The following is a 24426-nucleotide window of genomic DNA, read 5'->3' as shown; positions in this document are numbered from 1 at the left end:
CGTGAGTTATAAAGAAATCAATGTCACCCATACACGGGCGGAGCAGGAAGCCTGGAAAAACGTGCTGAAAAAGCCGCTCCCTGAAAGAGACGGTTATGTAAAGGACGAGCATACGTTGTCCTTGCCGCGTCTCGCCGCCCGGGTCCTTGGAACTCCGCATGATGCAACCGATTATTTTATTTATTTACATGAATTATACGAAACAGACGGCATGCATATTTTAAGTGAAACGCTCAATCGTCATATTGAGCCAGAGCATTTTCAAGCGCTGCAGCGCATTCATTTGATTAACCAAGAAGAAAAGGGATTGTCCGTGAATCGCTTTGTGGCTTTTTTAGATGGTGAACAGCTGATTGTACGCCATCCAAACCCTGTAATGAACCGGCATATTCGTCTTTCATTGATCAAGGTGTTTGAGCATTTCAAGCAGATGCATGAAGGTGGATTTCAGCATCCTGATTTCCGCCGGGTTCTGCTGGATGTCGTGAAGTTTTCAAATAACCATCTAGGTCCATGGCTGAAGGAAGTCAATATCGAAGAAAAAATGCCGGCTGTCATTTGGTATGGAGAGGCGAATAAAAGTCAGCTTTATTTTCTTTACTATGTCATGCTGATTGGCTGTGATGTTGTGCTATTTCATCCAGAAGGCGAGGATTCGTTCCGCGAATTAGATCCAGAAGAAAAGCTGACTTTTATTGATCAGTACCCGGGGACTTCAAAGCTTGAGCCGTTCCCTACTGAAAGGCCTGAGAGGAAATCAACGGTGGCGTACCGCTCGACAAGAGAGCTTGAAGAGGTGCTTCACACGGAAGATTCAATGCTCTATAAGCCGTGGCAATTCAGAGATCATACTCCTCATTCTATTACGCTGAAGACAACGTATGATGAGCTGTTTTTAATCGCAAAGGAACGATCCTTTATCCGCCCCAATTTCAAAGCAGACCGGGACACGATACAGATTCCAAATCTCTTTGCGAAAATGATGGGTGTCACACGAGACAAGCGTGAATACTGGGATCGCATCCATACGTTAATGGAAGGGAAAGAGACGAAGACCATTCGCCATTTTCCTTTTACGAAAGAAGTGACATCGAATTATCAATTTCATTATCAGCATGCACTTTCTTCTACTGGAGAGATTGATCCTGACTTATTAATGAAAAGCAATGTGTGGCAGTTTTCTCATCTATATGAGGGTACGCAGCGTGCGATTGCAGAGGCGATATCTCGAATCTGTCAGCATCCGAAGCTATTAAAAGAAGGCAATGAAACCGAATTAGATGTCCGTATTTATTTATTCAAGCAGGTTCTGCATTTAAGCCAGGATATCATTGAACTGATTCAAACCTTTGATTACGCACAAACCGTACCGAAAGTGATTTTATACCATACGGAATATAATGGTGAGCTGACTCGTTCTGATGCGGCCGCCCTGATTTTCCTAAATGAAATGGGTGTGGATCTTTTCGTATATCATCCGGCGGGATATCAGTGTATCGAACGGTATATCGATGACCAATTATTTGATACCCATTGGCTTGATGAGATGGTCATGAACCAGGAGTTTAAAGAGCCGTCCATCGTTAGAAAGTTATTTCAATCCATTAAAAACCGATAAGGAGATCAAAGCTTATGACAAATACAAACGGAAATGACATCATTTCAATTGATAAAGAGGAAATCACGATTGAGAAGGCAGACGATATTCGCGTTCAGCTTCGCAATGAACCAGAAGTGCAAAATATTGCGAGACAAATAGATGCGAAAAATCAGCTGGAACTGCTTGAATACGGAAAACAGCCGGCCGTTGAAATCTCTAAGTTCTCTGACCGTATCCTTTCAATGATGCGTTCAACAAGCGTCACTGACTCAGGAACAATGCTGACGCAGCTTGGTAAGATTATGGATCGCTTTGATAAAAATGATTTTGACGAACCGAAGGGTGGTTTGTTGTCAAAAATCTTTAAGCGCGGCGGCAGTATGATCGAAAAGATTTTCAGTAAATATCAAACGCTCGGTGCAGAAATTGAAAAAATTAATGTGGAAATTAGTAAATATAAAGATGAAATGACCAAATCGACTGTGACGCTTGAAGAAATGTATGAGCATAACATTCAATACTATTTGGAGCTAGAAAAGTATGTCGTAGCCGGTCAAATGAAAATCGAAGAATTAAAGCAATTGGTTCCTTCATATGAAGAAAAAGCAGCTAGTGGAAACCAGCTGGCACAAATGGAGCTTGATACGCTTCGTAATGGCATTCAAGCGCTTGAAGAGCGTGTGTATGACCTTGATATGGCACGAATGGTGGCGCTTCAAACGGCACCGCAAATCCGTTTGCTTCAGCGCGGGAATACGAAATTAATCGGTAAAATCAACTCTGCCTTCATCATCACGATTCCAATTTTCAAAAATGGGATCATTCAAGCTGTTACAGCGAAGAGACAAAAGCTTGTGGCTGATTCTATGAGTGAGCTGGATAGAAGAACAAATGAAATGCTGAAACGAAATGCTGAAAACATTTCAAGTCAAAGTGTGGAGATTGCTAAATTATCTGGCCGTCCAAGCATCGATATTGAAACGATCGAATCTTCCTTTAATACAATTGTACAAGGGATGAAAGAGACGAAACAGATTGAAGAAGAGAACAAGCGATTACGCGAAGATGGAACAAAACGTATGCTTGAGCTTCAAGATAATATTAAGCGGGCTGCCCTAGAGTCCTAAAAAAACAAGCTGTCTGTAACTAAAGTTTCAGGCAGTTTTTTTATGAATTTAAATAAAATTTGAGAAAAAAGGTTTTTATGTGACCATTTTCGGGTAAATCCTGTTCAGGGGAATGGTTCGCCCATGATTCAAAAAACCGCTATGACGAGGATTCGACTTATTTTTTAGCACAATTAGGAATTTCCAGTAAAATATTGTCTGATGAGAGGAAATACCCCGTAAAATATGTAGTTTATGAAGCATTCTATAGGATTTACGAGTAATACGGCGTATAAACTCTAATGACCAGACCTCTATATGGAATTCATACATATTGTGGGGAAATAAGCGAATTCTAAAGATTGTTCGCATCATAACGCTTATGTTACGGTTATAAAGATGCTAATTTGGAGGGAAAATATGAATTCTGAAGAGAGAAATATCAAAATCAAGATAAATAATGTATCTAAAATTTTCGGTAAAAATGCTAAAAAAGCATCTCAAATGCTTGAAAAAGGGAAAACAAAAAGAGAAATCCTAAAAGAGACCGGCGCAACTGTTGGTGTCAATCGAGCAAATTTTGATGTATATGACGGCGAGATATTTGTCATCATGGGGCTATCAGGGAGCGGAAAGTCCACACTTGTGCGGATGCTAAACAGGTTAATCGAACCAACCTCCGGTGAAATATATATTGATGGGGATATGATAACAAATATGTCAAAGGATCAATTGCGTGAAGTCAGACGGAAAAAGATCAGCATGGTTTTCCAAAACTTCGCATTGTTCCCGCACCGTACAATTCTTGAGAACACTGAGTATGGTCTTGAATTGCAAGGTGTCGATAAAGAAGAGCGCAGACCAAAAGCGCTTGAATCTTTAAAGCTTGTTGGACTTGAAGGCTTTGAAGAGCAATATCCAAATCAATTAAGTGGTGGTATGCAGCAGCGTGTTGGATTGGCACGTGCGTTAGCAAATGACCCTGACATTTTATTAATGGATGAAGCATTCAGCGCACTAGATCCATTAATTCGTAAAGATATGCAGGATGAATTGCTTGAGCTTCATACATCTGTAGGAAAAACGATCATTTTCATTACCCATGATTTAGATGAGGCGCTTCGTATTGGTGACCGCATTGTACTCATGAAGGACGGAAATATCGTTCAAATCGGAACACCAGAAGAAATTCTGATGAATCCATCGAATGAATATGTTGAACGCTTCGTTGAAGATGTTGACCTTTCTAAAGTATTAACCGCTGGTCATATTATGAAACGTGCAGAAACAGTTCAGATCGATAAAGGGGCACGTGTTGCGCTTACGCTCATGAAAAACCTTGGGATTTCGTCTATCTATGCAGTAGATAAGAAAAAGCATTTATTAGGTGTTATTTCTGCACAAGCAGCGAAAAAAGCAGCAGAAACAGGTGCATCGCTTGAAACTGTTCTTGATAAAGAGTTTACGACAGTGTTGGAATCAACGTATTTAACAGAAATCTTTGATGCAGTGTCTGATGCGGCAAACATTCCAATTGCAGTTGTAGATGAGAAAAACAGAATGAAGGGCATTGTGGTCAGAGGTGCATTGATTGGTGCATTATCAGGTAATGATGAATATATCAACATGTCTTCTAACAAGCTAGAGGAAATTAAGACACAAGAGCCTTCTGCACAGGAGGTAGAATAAGATGTTTAGTATGAGTGATTTACCTAGAATTCCGTTCGCGGATTATATCGATCGGTTTGTTGACTGGTTAACATTAACGTTTGGTGGTTTCTTTGATGGCATCACAAATGGATTAGCTGGAACAGTAAATGGAATTGTAGCTGCACTTGGCGTCATTCCATCCATTATTTTAACCCTTATCTTTGCCGGCATTGCTTGGTGGATCAGTACAAGAGGAGTTGCTCTTTTCACACTTATTGGATTTTTACTGATCGACTATTTAGGCTACTGGCATCCAATGCTTCAAACACTTGCGCTCGTTCTGACCGCTGTGGTCATTTCCATTGTGATCGGGGTTCCGATCGGTATTTGGGCATCACAGAAGGAAACTGTGCGTAAAATTGTGACACCTATTTTAGATTTAATGCAGACAATGCCTGCATTCGTTTATCTATTACCAGCGATCTTCTTCTTTAATATTGGGGTTGTTCCTGGGGTTGTGGCATCGGTTATTTTCTCCATGCCGCCAACGATTCGTATGACCATTCTCGGTATTAAACAAGTACCAGCTGATTTAATTGAAGCTACCGAAGCATTTGGTTCAACGACATTCCAGCGTTTATTCAAAGTTCAGCTTCCACTTGCAACAAAAACCATCTTAGCTGGTATTAACCAAAGTATCATGCTGGCTCTATCAATGGTCGTGATTGCGGCAATGGTAGGTGCACCAGGACTTGGTTCAGAAGTATATAGTGCGGTAACGCAGCTGAAAACAGGTATTGGTTTTGAAGCAGGTATTGCCATTGTTATTGTGGCGATTACACTTGACCGTATTACCCAAAACATTAAAACGAAAAAAACCAGGGGGAATGCTTAATGTGGAAAAAGTCTCTCTACATTGGGATGACCGCCCTGCTCGTCTTTTTACTAGCAGCTTGTGGTGCACAATCGGATTCAAATGCAAGTGCAGCACAGCAGGTCAATAAAACGATTATTGGGATTGATCCGGGTTCAGGTATTATGGCCCTAACCGATCAGGCCAAAAAGGATTATGGCTTAGAGGATTGGACGGTTGTGTCTGCATCAAGTGCAGCCATGACGGCAACGCTCAAAAAATCTTACGACCGTAAAAAGCCAATCATTATCACTGGCTGGAATCCACACTGGATGTTTTCCCGCTATGATTTAAAATATTTAGATGATCCAAAAAAATCTTACGGTGAAGCGGAAGAAATTCATACGATTTCACGTAAAGGCTTTGCGAAGGATCAGCCGGAAGCAGCTAAAATGCTTAGTCAGTTTAAATGGTCTCAAGATGACATGGGCGAAGTCATGATGGATATCCAAGATGGTGTGAAACCAAAGGATGCCGCCATAAAATATGTGAAAAAACATAAAGACCAAGTAGCGAAATGGACAAAAGGCGTGAAAAAGTCGAATGGTGGAAAAGTCAATCTTGCTTACGTTGCATGGGATAGTGAGATTGCAAGTACCAATGTTGCAGCAGAAGTATTGCGTGAACTCGGGTTTAAAGTAACTTTGACTCAGGTTGAAGCAGGTCCAATGTGGACAGCAATTGCAACCGGAAGTGCGGATGCATCATTATCTGCTTGGCTGCCAAATACGCATAAAACGTATGCAGCGAAGTTTAAAGGAAAATATGATGACCTTGGTACAAGTATGAAAGGCCTTCGAATGGGGCTAGTTGTCCCGACATATATGAAGAACGTAAACTCCATTGAGGATTTGAAAAAATAGTCAATGATGTAGTGGTTCCCTTATAATAGAAGGGAGCATGTTGAAAAAGCAGTCTGCTCAAAAAGCGGCTGCTTTTTTCTTATATAGAAGGATGGAGTTGTCGGGCGATGGATAAGTCAATCATGATTTTTTTGCATGGTGGAGGAGTAAGCAGCTGGATGTGGCAGGAGCAGGTTGAAATATTGAAGGACACGTATGAATGCTTTGCCCCTGATCTCATTGGACACGGGACAAGAGCAAAAGAACAGATATTTTCAATGAATGAAAGCACCCGTGAAGTCATCTCATGGATTAAGGAAAATGCGAATGGCCGTCAAGTGATTCTGATTGGATTTTCTTTAGGTGCGCAGATTGCCGTTGATGTGTTATCAAGAGAGCCGGATATCGTAGACATAGCCGTCATCAATAGCGCCCTTGTGATGCCTTTGCCATGGCTCCATTTCATGGTGAGACCCCTCTTGCCACTGACGTATCCATTATTAAAGAAAGACTGGTTTATCCAGCTCCAAGCCGAAAAGATGGGGCTCCCGCAACATGTACTGCATCATTATGCGGCGGAATCGAAACATCTGCAAAAGAAAACCCTTCTTACGATGTTTCAAGAAAACCTCCATTACAAGCTCCCAGACACGTTTCAGCAAGCGAAGGCACGCATTCTTGTCACGGTGGGAGAAAAAGAAAAAGGCATCATGAAACGGTCAGCAAAAAAAATAACGAATTCACATCCGAAGGCAACAGGCGTCGTTGTTCCCGGTATTGGGCATACATTTACTTTTGAAAAGAAAGAACTTTTTACAGAAATGATCATAAGCTTTATAGAGGCACGTGCATTACCAGTCGAATTAAAGGAAATCCAGTAGCCGCGCCAATCAATAAGTGAAGACGAGCATAAAAGGGGCGCCGGTCTCTTAGAATCTGTATGATATAGGTATAAAACGCTTTCAGTATGTGTGCCATAGAAGGAGGAGCTATGAGTAAAAACTATATCATATTCGGTGCAAGTCAAGGATTAGGAGATGCTTTTGTAAAGGGTCTTCCTTCAAGTGGAGATACAGTTTGGATTGTGTCGCGAAGTGAACCAAGCAGTTTGAACATAGATGACGGTGTACATAGAATTTGGCTGAAAATCGACTTATCAAGCCAAACGCATATTCCTTATATGCTTGAAGCACTTGAGAACAAGACGATTGATGTACTCATCTATAACGTCGGTTTATGGGAAAAACGAGGCTTTGAAGACGATTATTCCTTTGATCACGATCAGCCAGAGGATATTGCACATTTAATCAATGTGAATGTCACCTCAACTATTACATACATCCAGGCACTGCTTCCGCACGTAAGGAAATCAGAGCATGGGAAAATCATCGTGATTGGCTCAACGGCCGGACTCGATTATACAAACCTGCCGCAGGTCTCGTTTGTTGCATCTAAATTTGGTCTGCGCGGAATTGTGAATGCACTGAGAGAGCATGTGAGGAAAGATAAAATATCCGTCACCTGTATCAATCCAGGAGAGCTGGCTGCGGAGGTTCCGTATGAGGATGGAGCCGAAAAGGCCATCACTCTTTATGATGAAACGAGAATCCCTGTTCAGGATATTGTGGAGCTTGCGAGATGTGTGATTCATTTATCAAGGGTATCTTGCGTGAAAGAAATCAACGTTCCAGCCATGGCAGATCTGAATGCGTAATATAAAGCAGACCACCCGTCCTGAAGAGAAGGCGGGTGGCTTTTTCATTTATGATGAATGCTGCTGGAGTGTTTGATAGACAGCCTCGGTCAAAATCTCAATGCCAGTAAAGATAGCAGAGCGGTCGAAGGTCATATACGGATGATGAAGACCGGGCTTTAAATCACAGCCTAAACCGAGCATCGTGGATTTGATATGCGGAAGCTTTGCTGCATAAAAGTGAAAGTCCTCTCCACCTGTTGTGACGATCGGGGGATCAAGTTGCTCTTTTCCTAAAACCTGTTCAATTGCATGAGACATGATCTGGACAGCTTCTTCATTTAAGGTGGCGGCAGGCAGTCGATGGTCTGTTGAAAGTGTAATGGAAGCGCCAAAGGCATCAGCTACAGAATGAACCGCTCTTTCAATTTCTTTTTCTAGTTCATCCATCACTTCGTTTGTTTGAGCCCGTACATCTAATGTAAAAGAAGCTTTGCCTGGAATGATGTTTGAGCTGCCCCCGCCAGCATGTAAATTGGTCATTTTGACAGAATGCGCGACTCTTGGATCGACATGGATATGCGCGAGTCTCTGCACGAGGGTTGAAGCCACTTCTATGACGTTGACGCCAAGATGTGGACGTGCCCCGTGCGCTTCCTCGCCAATAATGGTGCCGACGTAATGATTACTTGATCCGTGCAAAATAGCAGGAGCGCAGCGTCCGTTTAATGTTTCTTGAATTGGGCGCACATGTACGCCATATAAGTATTCGACATCTGCGAGTACACCTTTTTCAATCATTTTCAGCGCACCGCCGCCTCTTTCCTCAGCAGGCTGAAAGATGAAACGGATCGTGCCGTTCGGGCGTTCTTTTTCCTTTAATGCCATGAAGGTGCCAAGAGCCATTGTCATGTGTGCATCGTGGCCACATGAATGATTGGCTTGAAACTCACCATCTACTTCCTGCCAAAGTGCATCAATATCAGCTCTCACAGCGACCACTGGTGCGCCTTCTCCAATTTCACCGATCACCCCTGTACAGTCGTCAAATGTTTGAGTTTTGCAGCCCAATTTTTTCAATATATCTTCAATATAAGCGGTCGTTTCTGTTTCTTCCCAGCTGATTTCCGGGTGGGCATGCAAGTGTTCAAAGATGTCTGTCACGGTTTGTTTCATTTCGTTTGTCAAAGTTGTCATGAGAAGCCTCCTTGCTGACAGATAATCTGCCAAAACATTATTTTAATGAAATAATATTGCTCTTAAATATCAACAGTGTTTATAATATAACACATCATTTGATTATTCTGAAAATTAAGTGAAATTCCGATCGGGACAAAGGGGTTTTGACACATGAAAACAGCGACAGTATCAGCACCAGAGAAACAAAAACGAAAACTTCAAATGCCGGATGCGTATGTTCTCTTATTTATGATTGCACTGATTTGTACAATCGCAACGTATTTTGTACCAGCGGGTGAGTTTGACCGAAAGACATCTGGGGAGATCACAACAGCCGTTCCTGGCAGCTATCACCGTATTGATCAATCACCAGTGAGTCCAGTTGGCTTTTTTACAGCGATACAAGAAGGAATGGTAGGGTCCTCTTCTATCATTTTTCTGATTTTATTTACGGGCGGAACCATTGCCATTTTGGAGAAGACAGGTGCTATTAACGGGATGATTCACCATGTCATCAGCCGGTTTCAAACGAAGCAATTATTGTTTATTTGTATTGTTGGGGGATTATTTTCAATCCTTGGAACGACCGGAATTGTCGTGAACTCTGTCATTGGGTTTATTCCAATCGGCATCATTGTGGCACGATCCTTGAAATGGGATGCTGTAGCAGGAGCGGCTGTCATATACATCGGCTGTTATGCAGGATTTAACGCAACGATTTTATCTCCATCTCCATTAGGTTTATCACAAACGATTGCAGAGCTGCCGATCTTTTCCGGCATTGGCCTGCGTGTCATTATTTATCTTTGTTTTCTTATTTCTAGTATTGTGTACATCTATTTATATACAAGACGTCTGAAGAATAAAGAAAAGGGAAGCATTCTTGGCGATCAATGGTTTCCTGCTAAGGGACTTGGCGGTGCCGATGCGGAATCTGTGGACAAGCCTGCATTTACTGGCAGACATAAGCTGATTTTAGCAGTGTGCGGATTGTCACTTGGGGGTTTCTTATATGGCGCACTTCAGCTTGGCTGGACCGATAAGGAAATGGCCGGTGTGTTCATTTTTATGGCTATCGCTGCTGGACTGCTCGGCGGTTTAGCGGCCAATGATATTGCGAAAACGTTTATTATCGGGTGCCAAAGCCTTGTATACGGCGCACTTATTGTTGGGATGGCACGCTGTATTTCGGTCATTTTAGAAAACGGGAAGCTGCTTGATACAGTGGTCAACGGCTTGGCGAGTATGCTGACAGGCTTTAGTCCAATCGCTGGTGCGATCGGGATGTATATTGCGAGTGCGCTTCTTCACTTTTTGATTTCATCAGGATCAGGAGAAGCCGTTGTCTTTATCCCGATTCTTGCGCCGCTCGCTGATTTAATGGGCATCACAAGACAGGTAGCTGTAGAAGCGGTAATGCTTGGTGAAGGGGTGGTCAACTGTATCAATCCGACTTCCGGTGTGTTGATGGCTGTGCTTGCTGCAAGTGGTATTCCTTATGTAAAGTGGCTGCGTTTTATGGTGCCGCTTGCCCTCATTTGGTTTGTCATCGGTCTTGTGTTTATTTGTATCGGGGTCATGATCAACTGGGGACCTTATTAAATATGTAGGAAGCTGCCGACGAGCGTTTGGCAGCTTTTTTCTTGTGGAAATATGTATGGAGCCAGCGCTTTGAAAGCACAATAAATGTGTTCACAAATTCGCTACATATTTTTTTTGAGCAGCCCCCTTGCAAAAGTTTGTGAAATGTTGCACAATAAGAATGTGAAATACTTCACATAAGAAAAACAGCCTAGTTTTACTCAGGAGGATGAGATAAATGACAAACGAAAAAGTAAACAAAGTAGCCCTTATTGGAGCAGGTTTCGTCGGCAGCAGTTATGCCTTTACATTAATAAATCAAGCAATCACAGATGAATTGGTTGTCATCGATTTGAATCAAGACAAAGCAATGGGTGACGTGATGGATTTAAACCACGGAAAAGCATTTGCCCCGCATCCTGTGAATACATGGTATGGAGATTATGAGGATTGTAAGGATGCAGATATTGTCTGTATCTGTGCTGGAGCAAACCAAAAACCAGGTGAAACAAGACTTGATCTTGTTGAGAAAAATTTAAATATATTTAAAGGCATTGTAGAAAACGTGATGAAAAGTGGATTTGATGGCATTTTCTTAGTTGCCACAAACCCAGTCGATATTTTGACATATGCGACTTGGAAATTCAGTGGACTTCCAAAAGAACGAGTAATTGGCAGTGGTACAACGCTTGATACGGCAAGATTTAGATACATGCTCAGTGAGTACTTTGACGCAGCGGCACACAACGTGCATGCGTACATCATTGGAGAGCATGGAGATACAGAGCTTGCTGTTTGGAGTCATGCAAATATTGGAAGTGTACCGATTACAGAATTAATGAAGAGAAATGAGCAATACAAACAAGAAGACTTAGATGAAATCATGGAAAATGTCCGTCATGCCGCTTACCAAATCATTGAGAAAAAAGGCGCCACTTATTACGGCGTAGCAATGAGTTTAGCCCGCATTACAAGAGCGATCCTGCACAATGAAAACAGCATTTTAACTGTCAGCACTTACTTAGATGGAGAGTACGGAGCAGAAGATGTCTACATTGGTGTACCTGCCCTTGTGAATCGAAATGGCGCGACAGAAGTAATGGAGCTTGCATTGAACGACACGGAGAAAGAAAAATTTGCACACAGTGTAAATGTGTTAAAAGAGATTTTGGCTCCTCATTTTTAATCAATCAAAAACAACCTATCTGAGCAGAAAAGGATGAATCACTATGTGGCAGCAAATATATGATCCGTTTGGTAATGAATTCGTCAGTGCATTGGTGGCAATGCTCCCAATCTTGTTTTTCCTTCTTGCATTAACCGTTTTTAAGCTAAAAGGTGTTTTAGCCGCTTGTTTTACCTTAATCGTCAGTTTTGTAACAGCTATTTTCTTCTTTCATATGCCGGTTGAAAAGGCATTATCTGCTGTGCTGCTCGGTATATCTAATGGGCTGTGGCCGATTGGATATATCGTCATCATGGCGGTATGGCTCTATAAAATTGCTGTGAAATCTGGTAAGTTCGATGTCATTCGATCTAGTATTGCAGGAATCTCTCAAGATCAACGTCTTCAGCTCTTATTAATTGGTTTTAGTTTTAACGCATTTTTAGAGGGAGCTGCTGGGTTTGGTGTACCGATTGCGATCAGTGCCGCTCTCTTAACAGAGCTTGGGTTTAAACCGCTGAAAGCTGCGATGCTCTGCTTAATTGCCAATGCTGCGTCTGGTGCATTTGGTGCTGTGGGCATTCCAGTGATTACAGGGGCGCAAATGGGCAATATGACGCCGCTTGCGTTATCTCAAACTCTTGTATATACGATCCCGTTTATTTCATTCTGTATTCCGTTCCTCCTCATTCTGATTGTAGATGGATTCAAAGGAATCAAAGAAACTCTGCCAGCCTTACTTGTTGTGAGTGGAACCTATGCCATTTTGCAAGCTGTCACAATGGTGACGATGGGACCTGAGCTTGCCAATATTATTTCTGCCTTGGCAAGTATGGGAGTTTTGGCTTTATTTCTTCGGAAATGGCAGCCAAAACACATTTATCGTGAAAAAGGAGCGCCGGATATTGAACAGAAACAAACGTATCGCGGTGTTGAAATACTGAAAGCATGGTCTCCGTTCTATATTTTAACTGCTGTTATTACAGTATGGAGTCTGCCAGCATTTAAAGCATTGTTTGTTGTAGGAGGACCGCTTAACTGGACGACCATTTTAGTGAAAATGCCGTTTTTACATCAGCAAATTGTGAAATTACCACCAATTGCACAAACAGAAACACCTATTGATGCGATCTTTAAAATTGATGTCATCAGTGCAACGGGGACCGCCATTCTGATTGCGGTCATGCTGACAGGGCTGTTTAGCAGACATATTACATTAACAGAAGGCGCTGTCTGTTTAAAAGCAGCGGTGAAAGAGCTTTGGGTTCCTGTTCTCACTATTTGTTTTGTCATGGGCTTTGCCAACCTTGCCAACTTTGCTGGACTAAGTTCAGCGATTGGACTTGCTCTTGCCAAAACAGGCGATCTGTTCCCCCTTGTCAGCCCAGTGCTTGGCTGGATCGGTGTGTTTATTACGGGGTCTGTCGTGAGTAACAACGCCTTATTCGGTAACCTTCAAGCGGTCACTGCTTCTCAAATCGGCTCACAGGCAGGTTTGTTAATTGGGGCGAATACGACCGGTGGTGTGATGGCGAAATTAATTTCTCCCCAATCAATCGCTATCGCTACAGCAGCTGTTGGAGAAACAGGGAAAGAATCTGAGCTCTTCAAAAAGACCGTGAAGTACAGCTTCATCCTGCTCGGTATTGTATGTATATGGACATTCATTCTCGCTCAATTTGTATAGGTTGATAGACTAAAAAAGACTGAGATTTCTCTCAGTCTTTTAGCGTGTAGACAAACCCTCGCATTCGGTGTCAGGTCTGCGCTCCGGTGCTCGTCCTTCCTAGGGCTGCAAAGGTTTTCTATCACGCTGAAAAGAAGACAAAGGGCTAAAATCAACATCATGTTAGCCCTTTGTCAACAATCTGAAGGACTGAGATTTCTCTCAGTCTTTTTCTTTATGTAGATTCTCTTGTCACGAGCCGGGTAGGCAGCTGGATATGTTCGCGCTGTAATGGTTTTTGGTCTTGCAGGAGTGCGATCATTTGCTGCACAGACCGCTGGCCAAGCTCTACGATCGGTATGTCAATTGTGGTGATCGTTGGAGCTGTCACCTCACAAATGTCTTGGTTGTCATAGCCGATGACCGCTAGATCCTTGGGGATTTGATAGCCATATGAAATAGCCTGTTTAATGAGCCCAGCTGCGACTTGATCATTGCCGGTGAAAATGGCATCAGGCGCTTTCTTCATGTGATGGATGACATCCATTAAGCGAAAGCCGTCTTCAATGGTAAAGGCCTCTCCAAACAGCCAATCGTCTTGCAGCGGCAAACCGTGAGCAGAGAGTGCATCAAGATAGCCCTGTTTTCTTTGTTTCTGCGCTTCACTGCTTTCTGTATCAAAGCAAAACCCAATCGATTTTCGCCCCGACCGAATCAAGTAGTCAACGGCTTTATAGGCGGCTTCCCGTTCATCGTAACCAATAATCGGGATGTTTGCTGTTTGGTGATATTCATTTGCCATAACAATGGGGCCGTTTGTTAAAAATGGCTCGATCTTTTCCCACTGATTTTCTAATGCCCCCAATATGACCCCATCTACTTCTTTTCTTTTTAATAATTGAAGCCCTTCAAGCTCCAATGCTTCTTGATAAAACGTCTGAAGCACGATGGCTTTATATCCTTGATCAAGGGCTTCTTTTGAAATGCCTTTAATCAATTGTGCAAAAAAAGGATGATCCACAGCTGGAACAGACACAGCAATGGTTTTTGTCTGATGTGACCTTAGTGTGCGGGCTGCTGAACTCGGTGTATATTCCATTTCTTTCATCACCTGTAAAATGAGCTGCCGCTTTTCTTCTGACACATATGGGTGATGGTTTAGCACTCTGGAAACGGTGGTGGTTGAAACCCCGCAGCGTTTGGCAATTTCATAAATTGTACACATATTAACAAATCCTTTACACAAAGTTATTGTTCTGAAATCGATAACATCATTTACAATGTGAAACAAGTTAAATATTAACAAAAGGAATTGATTAATTGGAGGGAATGGAATGCAAATATTGACGAAGATATCAGGTAAAAGCAAGGATTATCTTCCTTTGCTGGATATGATCAATCAAGGTGTTCAAGTAAAGGCCGATTCAGTTGAAAAGCATCTAGCAAATGAAAAGCTGGTGACGTTCCTTGAGCAAGATATAGAGCGCACAGGTTTGGAAAAAATTCTCTTCCATTATAAACAAAATAAGGAAAAAAAGATACCGTTTCTGCCAGTTGACAAACTGATTTCAGAAGATGAAATCGATGATATTATGCTGGTGCTGAAGGAAGTATTGAGCTCTGGCCGTTTTACTTCAGGGCCATATATTCCGACGTTTGAAAAGGCGATTGCTGAGTACTTAGGGAAAAAATATGTCATTGCCACGTCAAGTGGAACAGATGCATTGATGATCAGTCTCATATCAGCAGGCGTCCATCCAGGAGACGAGGTAATTTTGCCGGCTAACAGCTTTGCTGCAACAGAAAATGCAGTGCTTGCCATTGGGGCTGTTCCGGTTTATGCCGATATTGATCCTGAAACCTACTGCCTCTCACCGAGTGAAATAGAGAAGCATATCACAGATAAAACGGTATGCATTCTACCGGTTCATTTATATGGAAAGCAAGCGGATATGAAGGCGATTTCGGCGATTGCGAAACAGCATGGGCTGAAAATCATTGAAGACGGCTGTCAAGCGATTGGCAGCAGCGGACTTGGTGCTTATGGAGATGGACTTGTTCTCAGCTTTAATCCATACAAAAACCTTGGGGTCTGCGGCAAGGCAGGAGCCATCGCTACAAATGATGAGGCCCTAGCGGAAAAATGCATGGAGATCAGTTATCACGGCTTTGAAGCTGGAAAGAAAAATGTCAAACGCAGTGACTACGGCTTTAATTCCAAAATTGATAATTTGCAGGCAGCGATCGGACTTGAACGAATGAAGTATTTAGGATTGCAAAACTTTAAACGTTTTTACTTAGCCAAGCGATACATTGACCAGCTGCAAACGCTTGAGGATGAAGGATATATGAAGCTCCCGAAGCTGACAGATGATCATGTATGGCATCTATTCCCGATTAGAGTGCTGAAGGGAGACCGAGATGAACTGGCAGCGAAATTGCTGGAAATGGGCATAGAGACGGATGTCTATTACCCGGTTCTATCGCATCAGCATCAAACAAATCTTGTTTCTCAAAAATATAGACAAACGACACTTCCACACACGGAAAAAGCAGCGCAGCAATTACTTCACTTGCCGCTTTATCCAGGAATGCCGCTGCAAGATCAGGAGAAGGTCATCGAGGGGGTTCATCATGTTATCAAGTCTTCCGTTCAATAAAAAACTGCTGAATCAGCCGAAGAATCCGCAGTGGATCGTTTTCTGTGATTTTGATGAAACGTATTATTCTCACGGAATGACAGAGGAGCAGAGAGAGGATGTCAAGCGGCTGGAAGCCTTTGTAGCAGAAAAGAGTGAAGCGGGACAGCTCTTGCTGGGCTGGGTGACGGGAAGCAGCCTCGATTCTGTCACGAGCAAAATGGAAAAAGGCGGGTTTCATCAATTCCCGCATTTCATTGCGTCGAACTTAGGGACTGAGATTGTATATACGTCGGATGCTCATTTTGGACAGCCAGATGCAGAGTGGATGAAGCGGCTGGATGCGCAGGGCTTTTCAGATGAAAAAATCGAAGACATCCTGGAAACCATCCGAGAAAAGGGAATTTCCCTTAGGCCGCAAACGCAGCTGGGCAGCTCAGGGTATAAGAAGAATTTCTATTATCAGGAGCAGGATGAACGGACAGATCTTCATCATCTATCATTTATCCAAACACTGGCTAAAGAGCGAGGCGTGGCGGTCAATATCAACAAATGCAACCCGCTTGCAGGAGATCCTGTGGATTGCTATGATGTCGATTTTTTACCAGTCGGAACAGGGAAGGATGAAATTGTCCGTTTTATGCTGAACCAATATGATTTATCGAAAGATCAAGGCTTTGCCTTTGGTGATAGTGGGAACGATTTGCGGATGCTTCAATCCGTCACACACGGTTTCCTTGTCCAAAATGCGACAGCCGAAGCCAAACGGCACCATCACCAAATTTGTCATCATGGGTATGCAAAAGGAATCTATGAAACACTGAAAACAGTGATGTATAAACATGAGGAGGCACATTCATGAAGAAAATTGGAATTGTTGGAGCAGGGAATATTGCAAAAGCACATGCAAGAGCATTATCAACGATCAAAGGTGCAGAATTATCCGGTGTCTATGATTTGCACGAGTCAGTTGCACAGGGATTCATTAAACAGTACGGCGGACGTGTGTATTCAAGTATTGAGACACTGGCAGATGCATCTGATGGGTTGATTATTGCTTCTCCTAATTTTTGTCACAAGGACCATGCCCTTCAGTCGCTAAGAGCAGGACAGCCGATTTTATGTGAAAAACCGATGGCTGTGTCGCTGAAGGAAGCGAAGGAAATGGTGGAGACAGCCAAACAGTTCCAAGTTCAAGCCAGTATGGGCTTTAACTATCGTTATTTATCCTTTGTGAATATATTGAAGAACTTGATTGCCAACGGTGAATTAGGCCGCATTTTAACCGTCAGAACTCATTTTAAGAAAAACAGTGCCCTTAGAAGAAAGACTTTTTCATGGAGAGACAGCGGCGAAAGTCTTCGTACGAGCGGTGCACTAGGGGATCTTGGCATTCATTTGATTGATATGCTGTGGTACTTATTTGGCAGTGAAATGAAGAAGGAATCACTTAACACCAAGATGCTGACACATGTAAAGGAAAAAGAAGAGAAAAAGGTTCAGGTGGACGATCATACCGAAATTTTCGGACAGATGGAGAATCAAGTGTTCTTTCATTTGGTGACATCCAAAAGCACGCAGCCTGAGGAATGTGGATTTAGTGTAGAAGTCGTTGGACATGACAAGGTATTCAAATACCACACGAACATGAAAAACGAATATGAGATTAGTGATGGATTGTGTGTGGAACGTCATCAAATGCCGCAAACATTGCTGACAGATCCGCCAAATGAATTTTACGGATGGTCCGATACATTCCGCGATCAGCTGATGCATTGGGTGAATACAGATCCATACCCATCTCATATGAAGGTCGCTGATTTCGAAGATGGTTATCGCGCGCAGGCTGCGCTCAATACATGCTTTGAGAGGGAAGAGGCAGTCGTCTCTGCACAGGCATATTAAAGAGGTGGAGCGGAGGATGTGATGACTCCGCTCCTTTTTAGAGGAAGTGAAAAGATGAAAAAGGTATTTTATTTTGGCTGTGTCTTTTATTTTTTTATTGGGACCATTCATGTGTTTTTTGGCAGCTTAACGCCTTATTTGCTGTCGAGTTACGATAAGGGCCCCGGGGAATTATCATCTTTAATTTTTTTTCAGTTTATTGGATTTTTGACAGGTGTTCTGTTATCCCCCATTCTAGTGAGAAAAAAAGGCTATGGCGCTGTGCTGACCATGGGTCTTTTGCTGATGATCGGCTCACTTCTGCTGGGGCTATTGGTGCCGGGCTGGACAACGCTTGTGCTTGCAGGTTTTTTTCTTGGGAGCGGCGCAGGCAGTCTTGAGACAACGGCCGGTGCGTATGTCATTTCGATGGCTAATAGTGCAAAGCGAATCAGTATCATGGAGGTCTTTTTTGGATTAGGTGCGCTGTTATTCCCGCTAGTGATTCTGCTGACTGTCACAGAACAGACATGGCAGTATGTGTTTTTATTTCAGGTGGGTGCGCTGACATTTTTTCTTATGCTTTGGCTGGTTTTTATGAACAAACTGCCTCACGGACAGATGGATGCTCCTTCCACAGAAGGGACGAGGAAACCGTCCTTACTTGTTGATCGAAATAATCGAATGATCGTGGTGATCATGATTTGCTTTGCCTTTTTCTACGCAGGGATTGAAACGAACTTTGCGAACTTTTTGCCGTCGATCATGCTGGAAAAAGGGGGAGAAAATTGGGGCCTCTTTGCGGTCTCTACTTTCTGGACAGCGATCGTTATCGGCAGAACCGTGATTGCGAGAAAAGCTGATCAGCTGCATCCGCTGCGTTTTTTAAAGCTAAGCGCATCACTGATGATTTTGCTGCTTGTGATATTCGCTCTGACAACCCACATGACCGCGCAGCTGATTCTCATCTTTTTCATCGGTCTTTGCGCAGCGGGCATGTTCCCAATCGCACTGACAGCATCTGCCTTAATGATTGAAAATGCCATCGATGAGGCGACGAGTTATTTTATTGCAGCCGCGAGCTTAGGCGGAGCCTGCTTGTCCTTTTTGATTGGATTTAGTCTGGAATGGGCAGGAGCGGCAAGTGCCGTCTTTGTATTTGCCTTCTTAGCTGTTCTTCTGTTTGCAGCTGCGATTCAAATGAATCGTTCTAAGAAAAAAGAAACGGTACACGCGCAGCAGTCGGCACTGAAAGCAGACCGCTAAGCATCCACCTGAAATGATGACAAAGGACTTGTACTAAAACGCAGAAAGTTTGAATAACATGTACAAGTCAGCATCAAAAGGAGGACGTCTATGTGGCGGTGTTTTTTGGTTATATCTTTTTAGGGTTGTCACTTTCAGCGCCTGTTGGGCCGGTCAATGCAGCTCAAATCGACAGAGGGATTAAAAGTGGATTTTGGCATGCGTGGATTTTTGGTGTGGGGGCTATGGCTGCGGATATTGTCTATATGCTTCTCATCTATTTTGGTGTCGCCCAGCTTTTGACTGCACCTCTTGTCAAAACCTTTTTGTGGCTGTTCGGCTTTTTCGTTTTGACCTATACCGGCATTGAAAGTCTGCGTAAAATCAATTTGCAGGAAAGTCCGAAAAAGGACAGCGAAAACACATCAATTGGCAAATCGTTCATGACCGGATTTTTCATTTCTCTTTCTAATCCGCTCAGTATTTTGTTTTGGCTTGGCATTTATGGCAGCATCTTAGCCAATACGATCGAAAAGTATGGAGCTTCCCAAATGCTCATGTACAGTATGGCTATTTTTATCGGCATGCTGATCTGGGATTTCAGTATGGCGCTGCTTGCTAGTTCGTTTAGGCGTTATTTAAGTGAACGTGTTTTACATGGTTTATCTGTTCTGGCAGGTCTATCTTTACTTGGTTTCGGCGCCTATTTTGGATATCAGGGGATCATGGCGTTGATTGGGTAGAAAAACAGACTGACACATTCAGTCTGTTTTTTTGTAAGGATTGACAGATATAATACATTATTGAATAATGATGGAACAGAAAATGGTTTGAAGGAGCTTCTGCTATGCGTCTGTTTTTGCCAGTATTCAACTATGTGTGTATGCTGATTTTATCAGTCATCACAGCAACATTCGTTTATACGTTTTTATTCATGCCGCCTGAATTGGGCTTTAGTTATGTGGAGATGACCAGTCTGTTCATTTTGCTCGCTTATGTCATTTTTGCTGCACCGATTCAGCTTGTTTTGCACCGGCATCCTAAGAGGTTTCGAAGCCGTGACTTACTGATTTATTTTATTGCGGCATGGCTGGTTTGTTCGGCTTTGGCTTTATGGATTGATTATGGGCTTGTTGTGTTCATCAGCTATAAAGTCTATCTGTTTAGCTTCTGCGCAGCCCTTATTTATTGGGTGCTGGATTCCGTCTTTTTGATGAATAATCGATCGTAGGTATGACGAAAGGCTCTCTATTAACTTACACTAGTCTGATCATACATAATAGAATAAAAGAAACAAATACCTGCTCAATTTGAATGGAAACCCCATTTTGTCATGCGCTAGGAAAGTCGTGGAAGGACAGTCACCACAGCCATTTGCACCTCATAGGCTATGGAGAAGACGCTAAAACGAGGTGTAAAGAAATGGCCCAGCTGTATGCAAAAAGTTGCCTTGATCAAAATCTACGATCACTAGAAGAATGGAAGCAGGATGCTTTCACACAATTTGGCGAGATGGTAGGAGATGAAGCCGATACATTCCCTTGTGTACCCGGAAGACAGGGATTTTTTCTCGATCATTTACGCTATGGGTTTGTTGGTGACCCGAGGAAAGAGGAAGCGGTGGATGAATTAGCCCAGCTGCTGAGAGAATATCAAGGCTGTGCGAAAGAAACCGGTCAATATGCTTCATTTATCTGTTTTTTTGAAACACCGCAGGACTTAAAGGAAAGTTCGCTTGAAGAGTTTGAGCAGCAGTTTTGGTCGCTGCTTCAACGGCTGCATCATAAAGATGAAGAACCGTGGCCTGAGGAGATCCCGTTAGATACTCATCATCATGAGTGGGAGTATTGCTTCTATGGTGAGGCGTATTTTATTTTGTGTTCCACACCTGCTCATAAGCTCAGAAAAAGCCGCCACTTCCCTTATCTCTTGATGGCATTTCAGCCTAGATGGGTGTTTGAGAAATTAAATGGATCGACCAAGTTTGGACAAAAAATGAGCCAGCTCGTTCGCAAGCGGCTCAAAGCATATGATGAGGTCAGTGTTCACCCATCATTAAAATGGTACGGTGACCCGACCAATCATGAATGGAAGCAATACTTTCTCCCAGATGAAGAGGCGGAGAAACCAGCCTCCGCCAAATGTCCATTTACTGCATTAAAAAACATGATGAAATTATGATGCGGTCTGATCCTGCTTCCACTTTTTCCTCATAAATAGCACCATGATGGCAATCACTGCAATGATCCCAAGGCTGATAAAAAAGCCAGGTCGTCCGCTTGCCTCTGTTAATGTGCCTGAAACGGCGGCTCCAATTAAGAGCAGCGCAAGAATCATTTCGCACGTTTGGCGGGTGGATGGCTTGGATAGCTTTTTACTTGAGAACAGAATAAAAATCCATGTGTACAGCAGGGTAAGACCGGCTGCTGTTGTGAGATGCTCGTAGATGTGTTTGGACAAAAAGAGTGCAAGCAAAATCGAGACAATTAAGCCAGCAGCAGTTAAGATAATCGAAGACCATCTCACATGCGATGGATCTTTTTGTTTAAAGCAAGCAGGTGCATCCTGATGCTCTGACATTGTGCCGAGCAGCGTTGTGACCGCATAGAGAGAGGCAACCAATGTCGAAAAACCAGCAATAATGAAAATGCCATTAAAGATATGAAGAAAGATCGATAAATGAAACGGCTCTAATGAAGTAATAAATGGACTGCTGTTCTCATTAAAGGCTGTCACTGGGACAAGCAAGAGAGCAAGTCCGATCGAGACGATATAGATGACTGCTAGAATGATCAGCATGACACGTCCAGCTTTTGCCGCATCCTTCGGGTTCTTTAAATGAACCGCCATCAGCCCCATGACTTCAATTCCCCCAAATGCATAAAATGCGTAAATCAATCCATTCCAAAGACCAAGCGGACCAAGAGGCATCCATTCGTGATCCTTGTTAGGCAGATGCAGGGTCGGTTTATGTTCTGTCAAAATGCCGAATAACACAAGCACCGCAAGAATCATAAACAGAAAAATCGCCGCTGTTTTCAGTACCGCAAGAACATTTTCTGTCTTTTGAAAAGAAGAAAGCCCAATGATAATCACGAGCAGGGCAAGAGCGGAATAAATCGCAGAAAACACCCAAAGCGGAACAGAAGGAAACCAGTGGCGGGTAAATAGAGAAATGGCGGTTAACTGACTTCCTGTAATCAGCATTTCTGCAAACCAATACACCCAGCCATTGCTAAACCCTGCCCAGCGTCCGTATGCTTTACGAGCATAGGAACAAAACGACCCTTTATCAGGATGATCGGCTGTCATCGCAGCTAAATGTTTAAAGACGAGATACGTTCCGACCGCAGCAAGCAAAAAGGAGATGCAGACGGAATAACCGGATTTTGTAATGGCGATGCTGGAACCAAGGAAGAAACCAGTGCCAATTGTACAGCCGACTCCGATGAGAGAAAGCTGCCACCAAGATAAAGATTGTTCTTCTTTCAATGCAAGTGCAACACCTTTCTGTTTCAATGACTTTAGCTTGTGACCGCCTCTTTTTTTTATACATGATCAAGGGGACATTTTGGGCATACTGTCATGGAAAGGAGTGCATGTGATGAACGGAGAACACGTCATTTTACCAAAGGGTAGACTTGGCTTTCGTTTAGGAAAAGGCCAATGTATGCGAGTGGTTGATGTCGAAGGCCAGCAAGTAGCAGATGTGATGGCCTATCATGAAAAAGATTTTTATGAAAAATTTGACCAAGGTGCGACGATGGACAGTTTGTTCTCGTCTAAAGTGAAAAAAGGCGATAAGCTTTATTCTAATTTATATAAACCGATGTTTACGATCATTGAAGATACAGTAGAATGCCATGATTTATACATGCCCGCCTGCCGGCAAGAGATGTATCAGCTTTTATACGGCCGGACGCACTTAGAGGTCATGCATACATGCTACGACAATTTGCGGACGGCCTTTGAGCCCTTTGGAATTCCAAAGGAGGATATGTACTATCCTTTTAATGCCTTTATGAATACAGTCATTGATGAAAAAGGAAAGCTGTCTGTCGAGCTGCCAAAATCGCTGCCCGGTGACTACATTCGCCTGCGGGCTGAAATGGATCTCATTGTGGCCGTGTCTGCATGTCCTGCTGATATTGGGAAGTGTAATGGATCAAGCTGTACATCTATACGGGTAGAAATTGATTAAAAAAGAAAAGGACCAGTCCATAAAGACGTGGTCTTTTTCACTTGTGAATGTTTGATCATCTAAGAAATAGGGGAACGTCTAACAAAATGTTCTTGATGAAAACATGGTATAATGAAGATTCAAAAAACGTTGTTAAATCAATGAATTGTGAGTAAAACCTGTTCTCTTCATGTAGAGGATGCTTAGGAGGAAAAGTGTATGAGTTTGCAGAAAAAGATCAGCCAAGAGTTGCATGTGCAGCCCTCAATTGACCCAAAGCAGGAGATCGAAAAACGGGTTGGATTTCTAAAAGAGTACTTGAAAAAAACCGGTGCAAAAGGATTTGTTCTCGGTATTAGCGGTGGGCAGGATTCAACGCTTGCCGGACGTCTTGCACAGCTTGCTGTCAGTGAGCTTCGTCAAGAAGGAAAAGAGGATGCGGTCTTTATTGCGGTACGCCTTCCGCATGGTGTGCAGCAGGATGAAGATGATGCACAGCTCGCCCTATCATTTATTCAGCCAGACAAGTCGTGGAAATATGATATTGCACCTGCCGTGTCAGCATTCAGTGATCAATATCAAAAGGAAACTGGCGGCCCATTGTCTGACTTTAATAAAGGAAATGTCAAAGCACGCATGAGAATGATCGCGCAATATGCCGTCGGTGGTGAGGAAGGATTGCTTGTTATCGGTACAGATCATGCAGCTGAAGCAGTAACCGGCTTCTTCACGAAGTACGGTGATGGCGGTGCAGATGTTCTTCCGCTCACAGGTTTGACAAAACGCCAAGGACGGGCGCTACTCGAAGCGCTAGAAGCACCGGAACGCCTGTATTTAAAGAAACCAACAGCCGATCTGCTGGATGACAAGCCTCAGCAAACGGATGAAACAGAACTCGGCATTACGTACAATGAAATTGATGATTACTTAGAAGGAAAACCAGTGTCAGATCAAGCCGCCGAAGCGATTGAAAAGCGTTATGTTCAATCAGAGCATAAACGCCAAGTACCCGCTTCCATGTTTGATGACTGGTGGAAATAAAAAAGAAACCTCTCCAGAAGATGGAGAGGTATCAGGCTGTCG

General features: G+C 43.0%; 22 protein-coding genes. 19 read left to right on the top strand and 3 right to left on the bottom strand.

Features of this window, described 5'->3' with window-relative positions; translation table 11 throughout:
- Position 1 precedes the first annotated feature (1 nt).
- From AAZR19_RS12250 to AAZR19_RS12220, 7 genes are all read left to right on the top strand, one after another.
- Positions 2-1618: a YceG family protein gene (locus tag AAZR19_RS12250; protein ID WP_218676864.1), complete on the top strand. Its 1617-nt coding sequence runs from the start codon at positions 2-4 to the stop codon at positions 1616-1618.
- Positions 1619-1632: 14 nt separating this feature from the next.
- Positions 1633-2727: a toxic anion resistance protein gene (locus AAZR19_RS12245; protein ID WP_024427234.1), complete on the top strand. Its 1095-nt coding sequence runs from the start codon at positions 1633-1635 to the stop codon at positions 2725-2727.
- Positions 2728-3126: 399 nt separating this feature from the next.
- Positions 3127-4395, top strand: a complete 1269-nt coding sequence (opuAA, locus tag AAZR19_RS12240) for a glycine/proline betaine ABC transporter ATP-binding protein OpuAA (protein ID WP_087976279.1) — start codon at positions 3127-3129, stop codon at positions 4393-4395.
- Between the two features lie 10 nt (positions 4396-4405).
- The gene (gene opuAB / locus AAZR19_RS12235; RefSeq protein WP_034283343.1) at positions 4406-5251 is read left to right on the top strand and encodes a glycine/proline betaine ABC transporter permease subunit OpuAB; all 846 of its coding nucleotides are present in this window, start codon (positions 4406-4408) and stop codon (positions 5249-5251) included.
- Positions 5251-6132 carry a glycine betaine ABC transporter substrate-binding protein gene (locus AAZR19_RS12230; RefSeq protein ID WP_041106660.1) on the top strand — a complete coding sequence of 294 codons (882 nt, stop codon included), beginning with the start codon at positions 5251-5253 and terminating at the stop codon, positions 6130-6132. The genes opuAB and AAZR19_RS12230 overlap by 1 nt, the downstream gene beginning before the upstream one ends.
- A gap of 107 nt (positions 6133-6239) precedes the next feature.
- Entirely contained in the window at positions 6240-6992 is a 753-nt protein-coding gene (locus tag AAZR19_RS12225) for an alpha/beta fold hydrolase (protein ID WP_087976278.1), read from the top strand.
- A 110-nt stretch (positions 6993-7102) separates the two neighbouring features.
- On the top strand, positions 7103-7825 hold the full coding sequence (locus tag AAZR19_RS12220) for an SDR family NAD(P)-dependent oxidoreductase (RefSeq protein ID WP_434703301.1): 723 nt from the start codon (positions 7103-7105) through the stop codon (positions 7823-7825).
- A gap of 48 nt (positions 7826-7873) precedes the next feature.
- Here AAZR19_RS12220 and AAZR19_RS12215 read toward each other — a convergent pair whose 3' ends face one another.
- On the bottom strand, positions 7874-9001 hold the full coding sequence (locus tag AAZR19_RS12215; RefSeq protein WP_434703299.1) for a M20 peptidase aminoacylase family protein: 1128 nt from the start codon (positions 8999-9001) through the stop codon (positions 7874-7876).
- A 153-nt stretch (positions 9002-9154) separates the two neighbouring features.
- On the opposite strand from AAZR19_RS12215, the gene AAZR19_RS12210 reads away from it, so the two are divergent.
- The 3 genes from AAZR19_RS12210 to AAZR19_RS12200 all read left to right on the top strand — a co-directional run bounded on the left by AAZR19_RS12210 (position 9155) and on the right by AAZR19_RS12200 (position 13416).
- Positions 9155-10585, top strand: a complete 1431-nt coding sequence (locus AAZR19_RS12210) for a YfcC family protein (RefSeq protein ID WP_041106654.1) — start codon at positions 9155-9157, stop codon at positions 10583-10585.
- Positions 10586-10802: 217 nt separating this feature from the next.
- On the top strand, positions 10803-11750 hold the full coding sequence (locus tag AAZR19_RS12205) for an L-lactate dehydrogenase (protein WP_041106652.1): 948 nt from the start codon (positions 10803-10805) through the stop codon (positions 11748-11750).
- Positions 11751-11793: 43 nt separating this feature from the next.
- Entirely contained in the window at positions 11794-13416 is a 1623-nt protein-coding gene (locus AAZR19_RS12200) for an L-lactate permease (RefSeq protein WP_041106650.1), read from the top strand.
- Positions 13417-13630: 214 nt separating this feature from the next.
- On the opposite strand, the gene AAZR19_RS12195 is transcribed toward AAZR19_RS12200, so the two are convergent.
- The gene (locus AAZR19_RS12195) at positions 13631-14620 is read right to left on the bottom strand and encodes a LacI family DNA-binding transcriptional regulator (RefSeq protein ID WP_218676869.1); all 990 of its coding nucleotides are present in this window, start codon (positions 14618-14620) and stop codon (positions 13631-13633) included.
- A 109-nt stretch (positions 14621-14729) separates the two neighbouring features.
- Between AAZR19_RS12195 and AAZR19_RS12190 the strand changes: the two genes are divergently transcribed.
- From AAZR19_RS12190 to AAZR19_RS12160, 7 genes are all read left to right on the top strand, one after another.
- Positions 14730-16055, top strand: a complete 1326-nt coding sequence (locus tag AAZR19_RS12190) for a DegT/DnrJ/EryC1/StrS family aminotransferase (protein ID WP_202739478.1) — start codon at positions 14730-14732, stop codon at positions 16053-16055.
- Positions 16030-16896, top strand: coding sequence for an HAD-IIB family hydrolase (locus AAZR19_RS12185; RefSeq protein ID WP_434703296.1), 867 nt, complete (start codon positions 16030-16032; stop codon positions 16894-16896). The genes AAZR19_RS12190 and AAZR19_RS12185 overlap by 26 nt, the downstream gene beginning before the upstream one ends.
- A complete protein-coding gene (locus AAZR19_RS12180; RefSeq protein ID WP_024424339.1) occupies positions 16893-17939 on the top strand; it encodes a Gfo/Idh/MocA family protein in 1047 nt (348 codons plus the stop codon). Before AAZR19_RS12185 ends, AAZR19_RS12180 begins: the two co-directional genes overlap by 4 nt.
- 54 nt (positions 17940-17993) lie before the next feature.
- Entirely contained in the window at positions 17994-19184 is a 1191-nt protein-coding gene (locus AAZR19_RS12175; RefSeq protein ID WP_202739476.1) for an MFS transporter, read from the top strand.
- Between the two features lie 92 nt (positions 19185-19276).
- Complete coding sequence (locus AAZR19_RS12170; RefSeq protein ID WP_024424337.1) at positions 19277-19906, top strand: LysE family translocator; 630 nt, start codon at positions 19277-19279, stop codon at positions 19904-19906.
- Between the two features lie 104 nt (positions 19907-20010).
- Positions 20011-20394: a UPF0715 family protein gene (locus tag AAZR19_RS12165; protein WP_076840687.1), complete on the top strand. Its 384-nt coding sequence runs from the start codon at positions 20011-20013 to the stop codon at positions 20392-20394.
- A 191-nt stretch (positions 20395-20585) separates the two neighbouring features.
- Complete coding sequence (locus tag AAZR19_RS12160) at positions 20586-21344, top strand: YqcI/YcgG family protein (RefSeq protein ID WP_434703292.1); 759 nt, start codon at positions 20586-20588, stop codon at positions 21342-21344.
- On the opposite strand, the gene AAZR19_RS12155 is transcribed toward AAZR19_RS12160, so the two are convergent.
- Complete coding sequence (locus tag AAZR19_RS12155; protein ID WP_404841346.1) at positions 21339-22655, bottom strand: amino acid permease; 1317 nt, start codon at positions 22653-22655, stop codon at positions 21339-21341. The two genes, AAZR19_RS12160 and AAZR19_RS12155, sit on opposite strands and share 6 nt — an antisense overlap.
- Positions 22656-22767: 112 nt before the next feature.
- Between AAZR19_RS12155 and AAZR19_RS12150 the strand changes: the two genes are divergently transcribed.
- The gene (locus AAZR19_RS12150) at positions 22768-23364 is read left to right on the top strand and encodes a DUF1989 domain-containing protein (protein WP_034283248.1); all 597 of its coding nucleotides are present in this window, start codon (positions 22768-22770) and stop codon (positions 23362-23364) included.
- A 198-nt stretch (positions 23365-23562) separates the two neighbouring features.
- Positions 23563-24384 (top strand): ammonia-dependent NAD(+) synthetase, encoded by an 822-nt coding sequence (gene nadE, locus AAZR19_RS12145; RefSeq protein WP_024424335.1) that lies wholly within the window; start codon positions 23563-23565, stop codon positions 24382-24384.
- Positions 24385-24426 lie beyond the last annotated feature (42 nt).

It is taken from the genome of Bacillus sp. Je.9.29.b (assembly GCF_051129925.1).
Taxonomy (GTDB): domain Bacteria; phylum Bacillota; class Bacilli; order Bacillales; family Bacillaceae; genus Bacillus; species Bacillus safensis.
The sequence above is the reverse complement of the archived record's forward strand: the minus strand, read 5'-3'. Positions and strand labels throughout refer to the sequence as shown.

Excerpts from the sequence above, each read along its gene's own strand:
- AAZR19_RS12200 (WP_041106650.1), top strand. The coding sequence starts at position 11,794 with ATGTGGCAGCAAATATATGATCCGTTTGGTAATGAATTCGTCAGTGCA.
- AAZR19_RS12150 (WP_034283248.1), top strand. The coding sequence starts at position 22,768 with ATGAACGGAGAACACGTCATTTTACCAAAGGGTAGACTTGGCTTTCGT.
- opuAB (WP_034283343.1), top strand. The coding sequence starts at position 4,406 with ATGAGTGATTTACCTAGAATTCCGTTCGCGGATTATATCGATCGGTTT.
- AAZR19_RS12230 (WP_041106660.1), top strand. The coding sequence starts at position 5,251 with ATGTGGAAAAAGTCTCTCTACATTGGGATGACCGCCCTGCTCGTCTTT.
- opuAA (WP_087976279.1), top strand. The coding sequence starts at position 3,127 with ATGAATTCTGAAGAGAGAAATATCAAAATCAAGATAAATAATGTATCT.
- AAZR19_RS12175 (WP_202739476.1), top strand. The coding sequence starts at position 17,994 with ATGAAAAAGGTATTTTATTTTGGCTGTGTCTTTTATTTTTTTATTGGG.
- AAZR19_RS12225 (WP_087976278.1), top strand. The coding sequence starts at position 6,240 with ATGGATAAGTCAATCATGATTTTTTTGCATGGTGGAGGAGTAAGCAGC.
- nadE (WP_024424335.1), top strand. The coding sequence starts at position 23,563 with ATGAGTTTGCAGAAAAAGATCAGCCAAGAGTTGCATGTGCAGCCCTCA.
- AAZR19_RS12190 (WP_202739478.1), top strand. The coding sequence starts at position 14,730 with ATGCAAATATTGACGAAGATATCAGGTAAAAGCAAGGATTATCTTCCT.
- AAZR19_RS12160 (WP_434703292.1), top strand. The coding sequence starts at position 20,586 with ATGGCCCAGCTGTATGCAAAAAGTTGCCTTGATCAAAATCTACGATCA.
- AAZR19_RS12210 (WP_041106654.1), top strand. The coding sequence starts at position 9,155 with ATGAAAACAGCGACAGTATCAGCACCAGAGAAACAAAAACGAAAACTT.
- AAZR19_RS12215 (WP_434703299.1), bottom strand. The coding sequence starts at position 9,001 with ATGACAACTTTGACAAACGAAATGAAACAAACCGTGACAGACATCTTT.
- AAZR19_RS12195 (WP_218676869.1), bottom strand. The coding sequence starts at position 14,620 with ATGTGTACAATTTATGAAATTGCCAAACGCTGCGGGGTTTCAACCACC.
- AAZR19_RS12185 (WP_434703296.1), top strand. The coding sequence starts at position 16,030 with ATGTTATCAAGTCTTCCGTTCAATAAAAAACTGCTGAATCAGCCGAAG.
- AAZR19_RS12205 (WP_041106652.1), top strand. The coding sequence starts at position 10,803 with ATGACAAACGAAAAAGTAAACAAAGTAGCCCTTATTGGAGCAGGTTTC.
- AAZR19_RS12245 (WP_024427234.1), top strand. The coding sequence starts at position 1,633 with ATGACAAATACAAACGGAAATGACATCATTTCAATTGATAAAGAGGAA.
- AAZR19_RS12165 (WP_076840687.1), top strand. The coding sequence starts at position 20,011 with ATGCGTCTGTTTTTGCCAGTATTCAACTATGTGTGTATGCTGATTTTA.
- AAZR19_RS12180 (WP_024424339.1), top strand. The coding sequence starts at position 16,893 with ATGAAGAAAATTGGAATTGTTGGAGCAGGGAATATTGCAAAAGCACAT.
- AAZR19_RS12220 (WP_434703301.1), top strand. The coding sequence starts at position 7,103 with ATGAGTAAAAACTATATCATATTCGGTGCAAGTCAAGGATTAGGAGAT.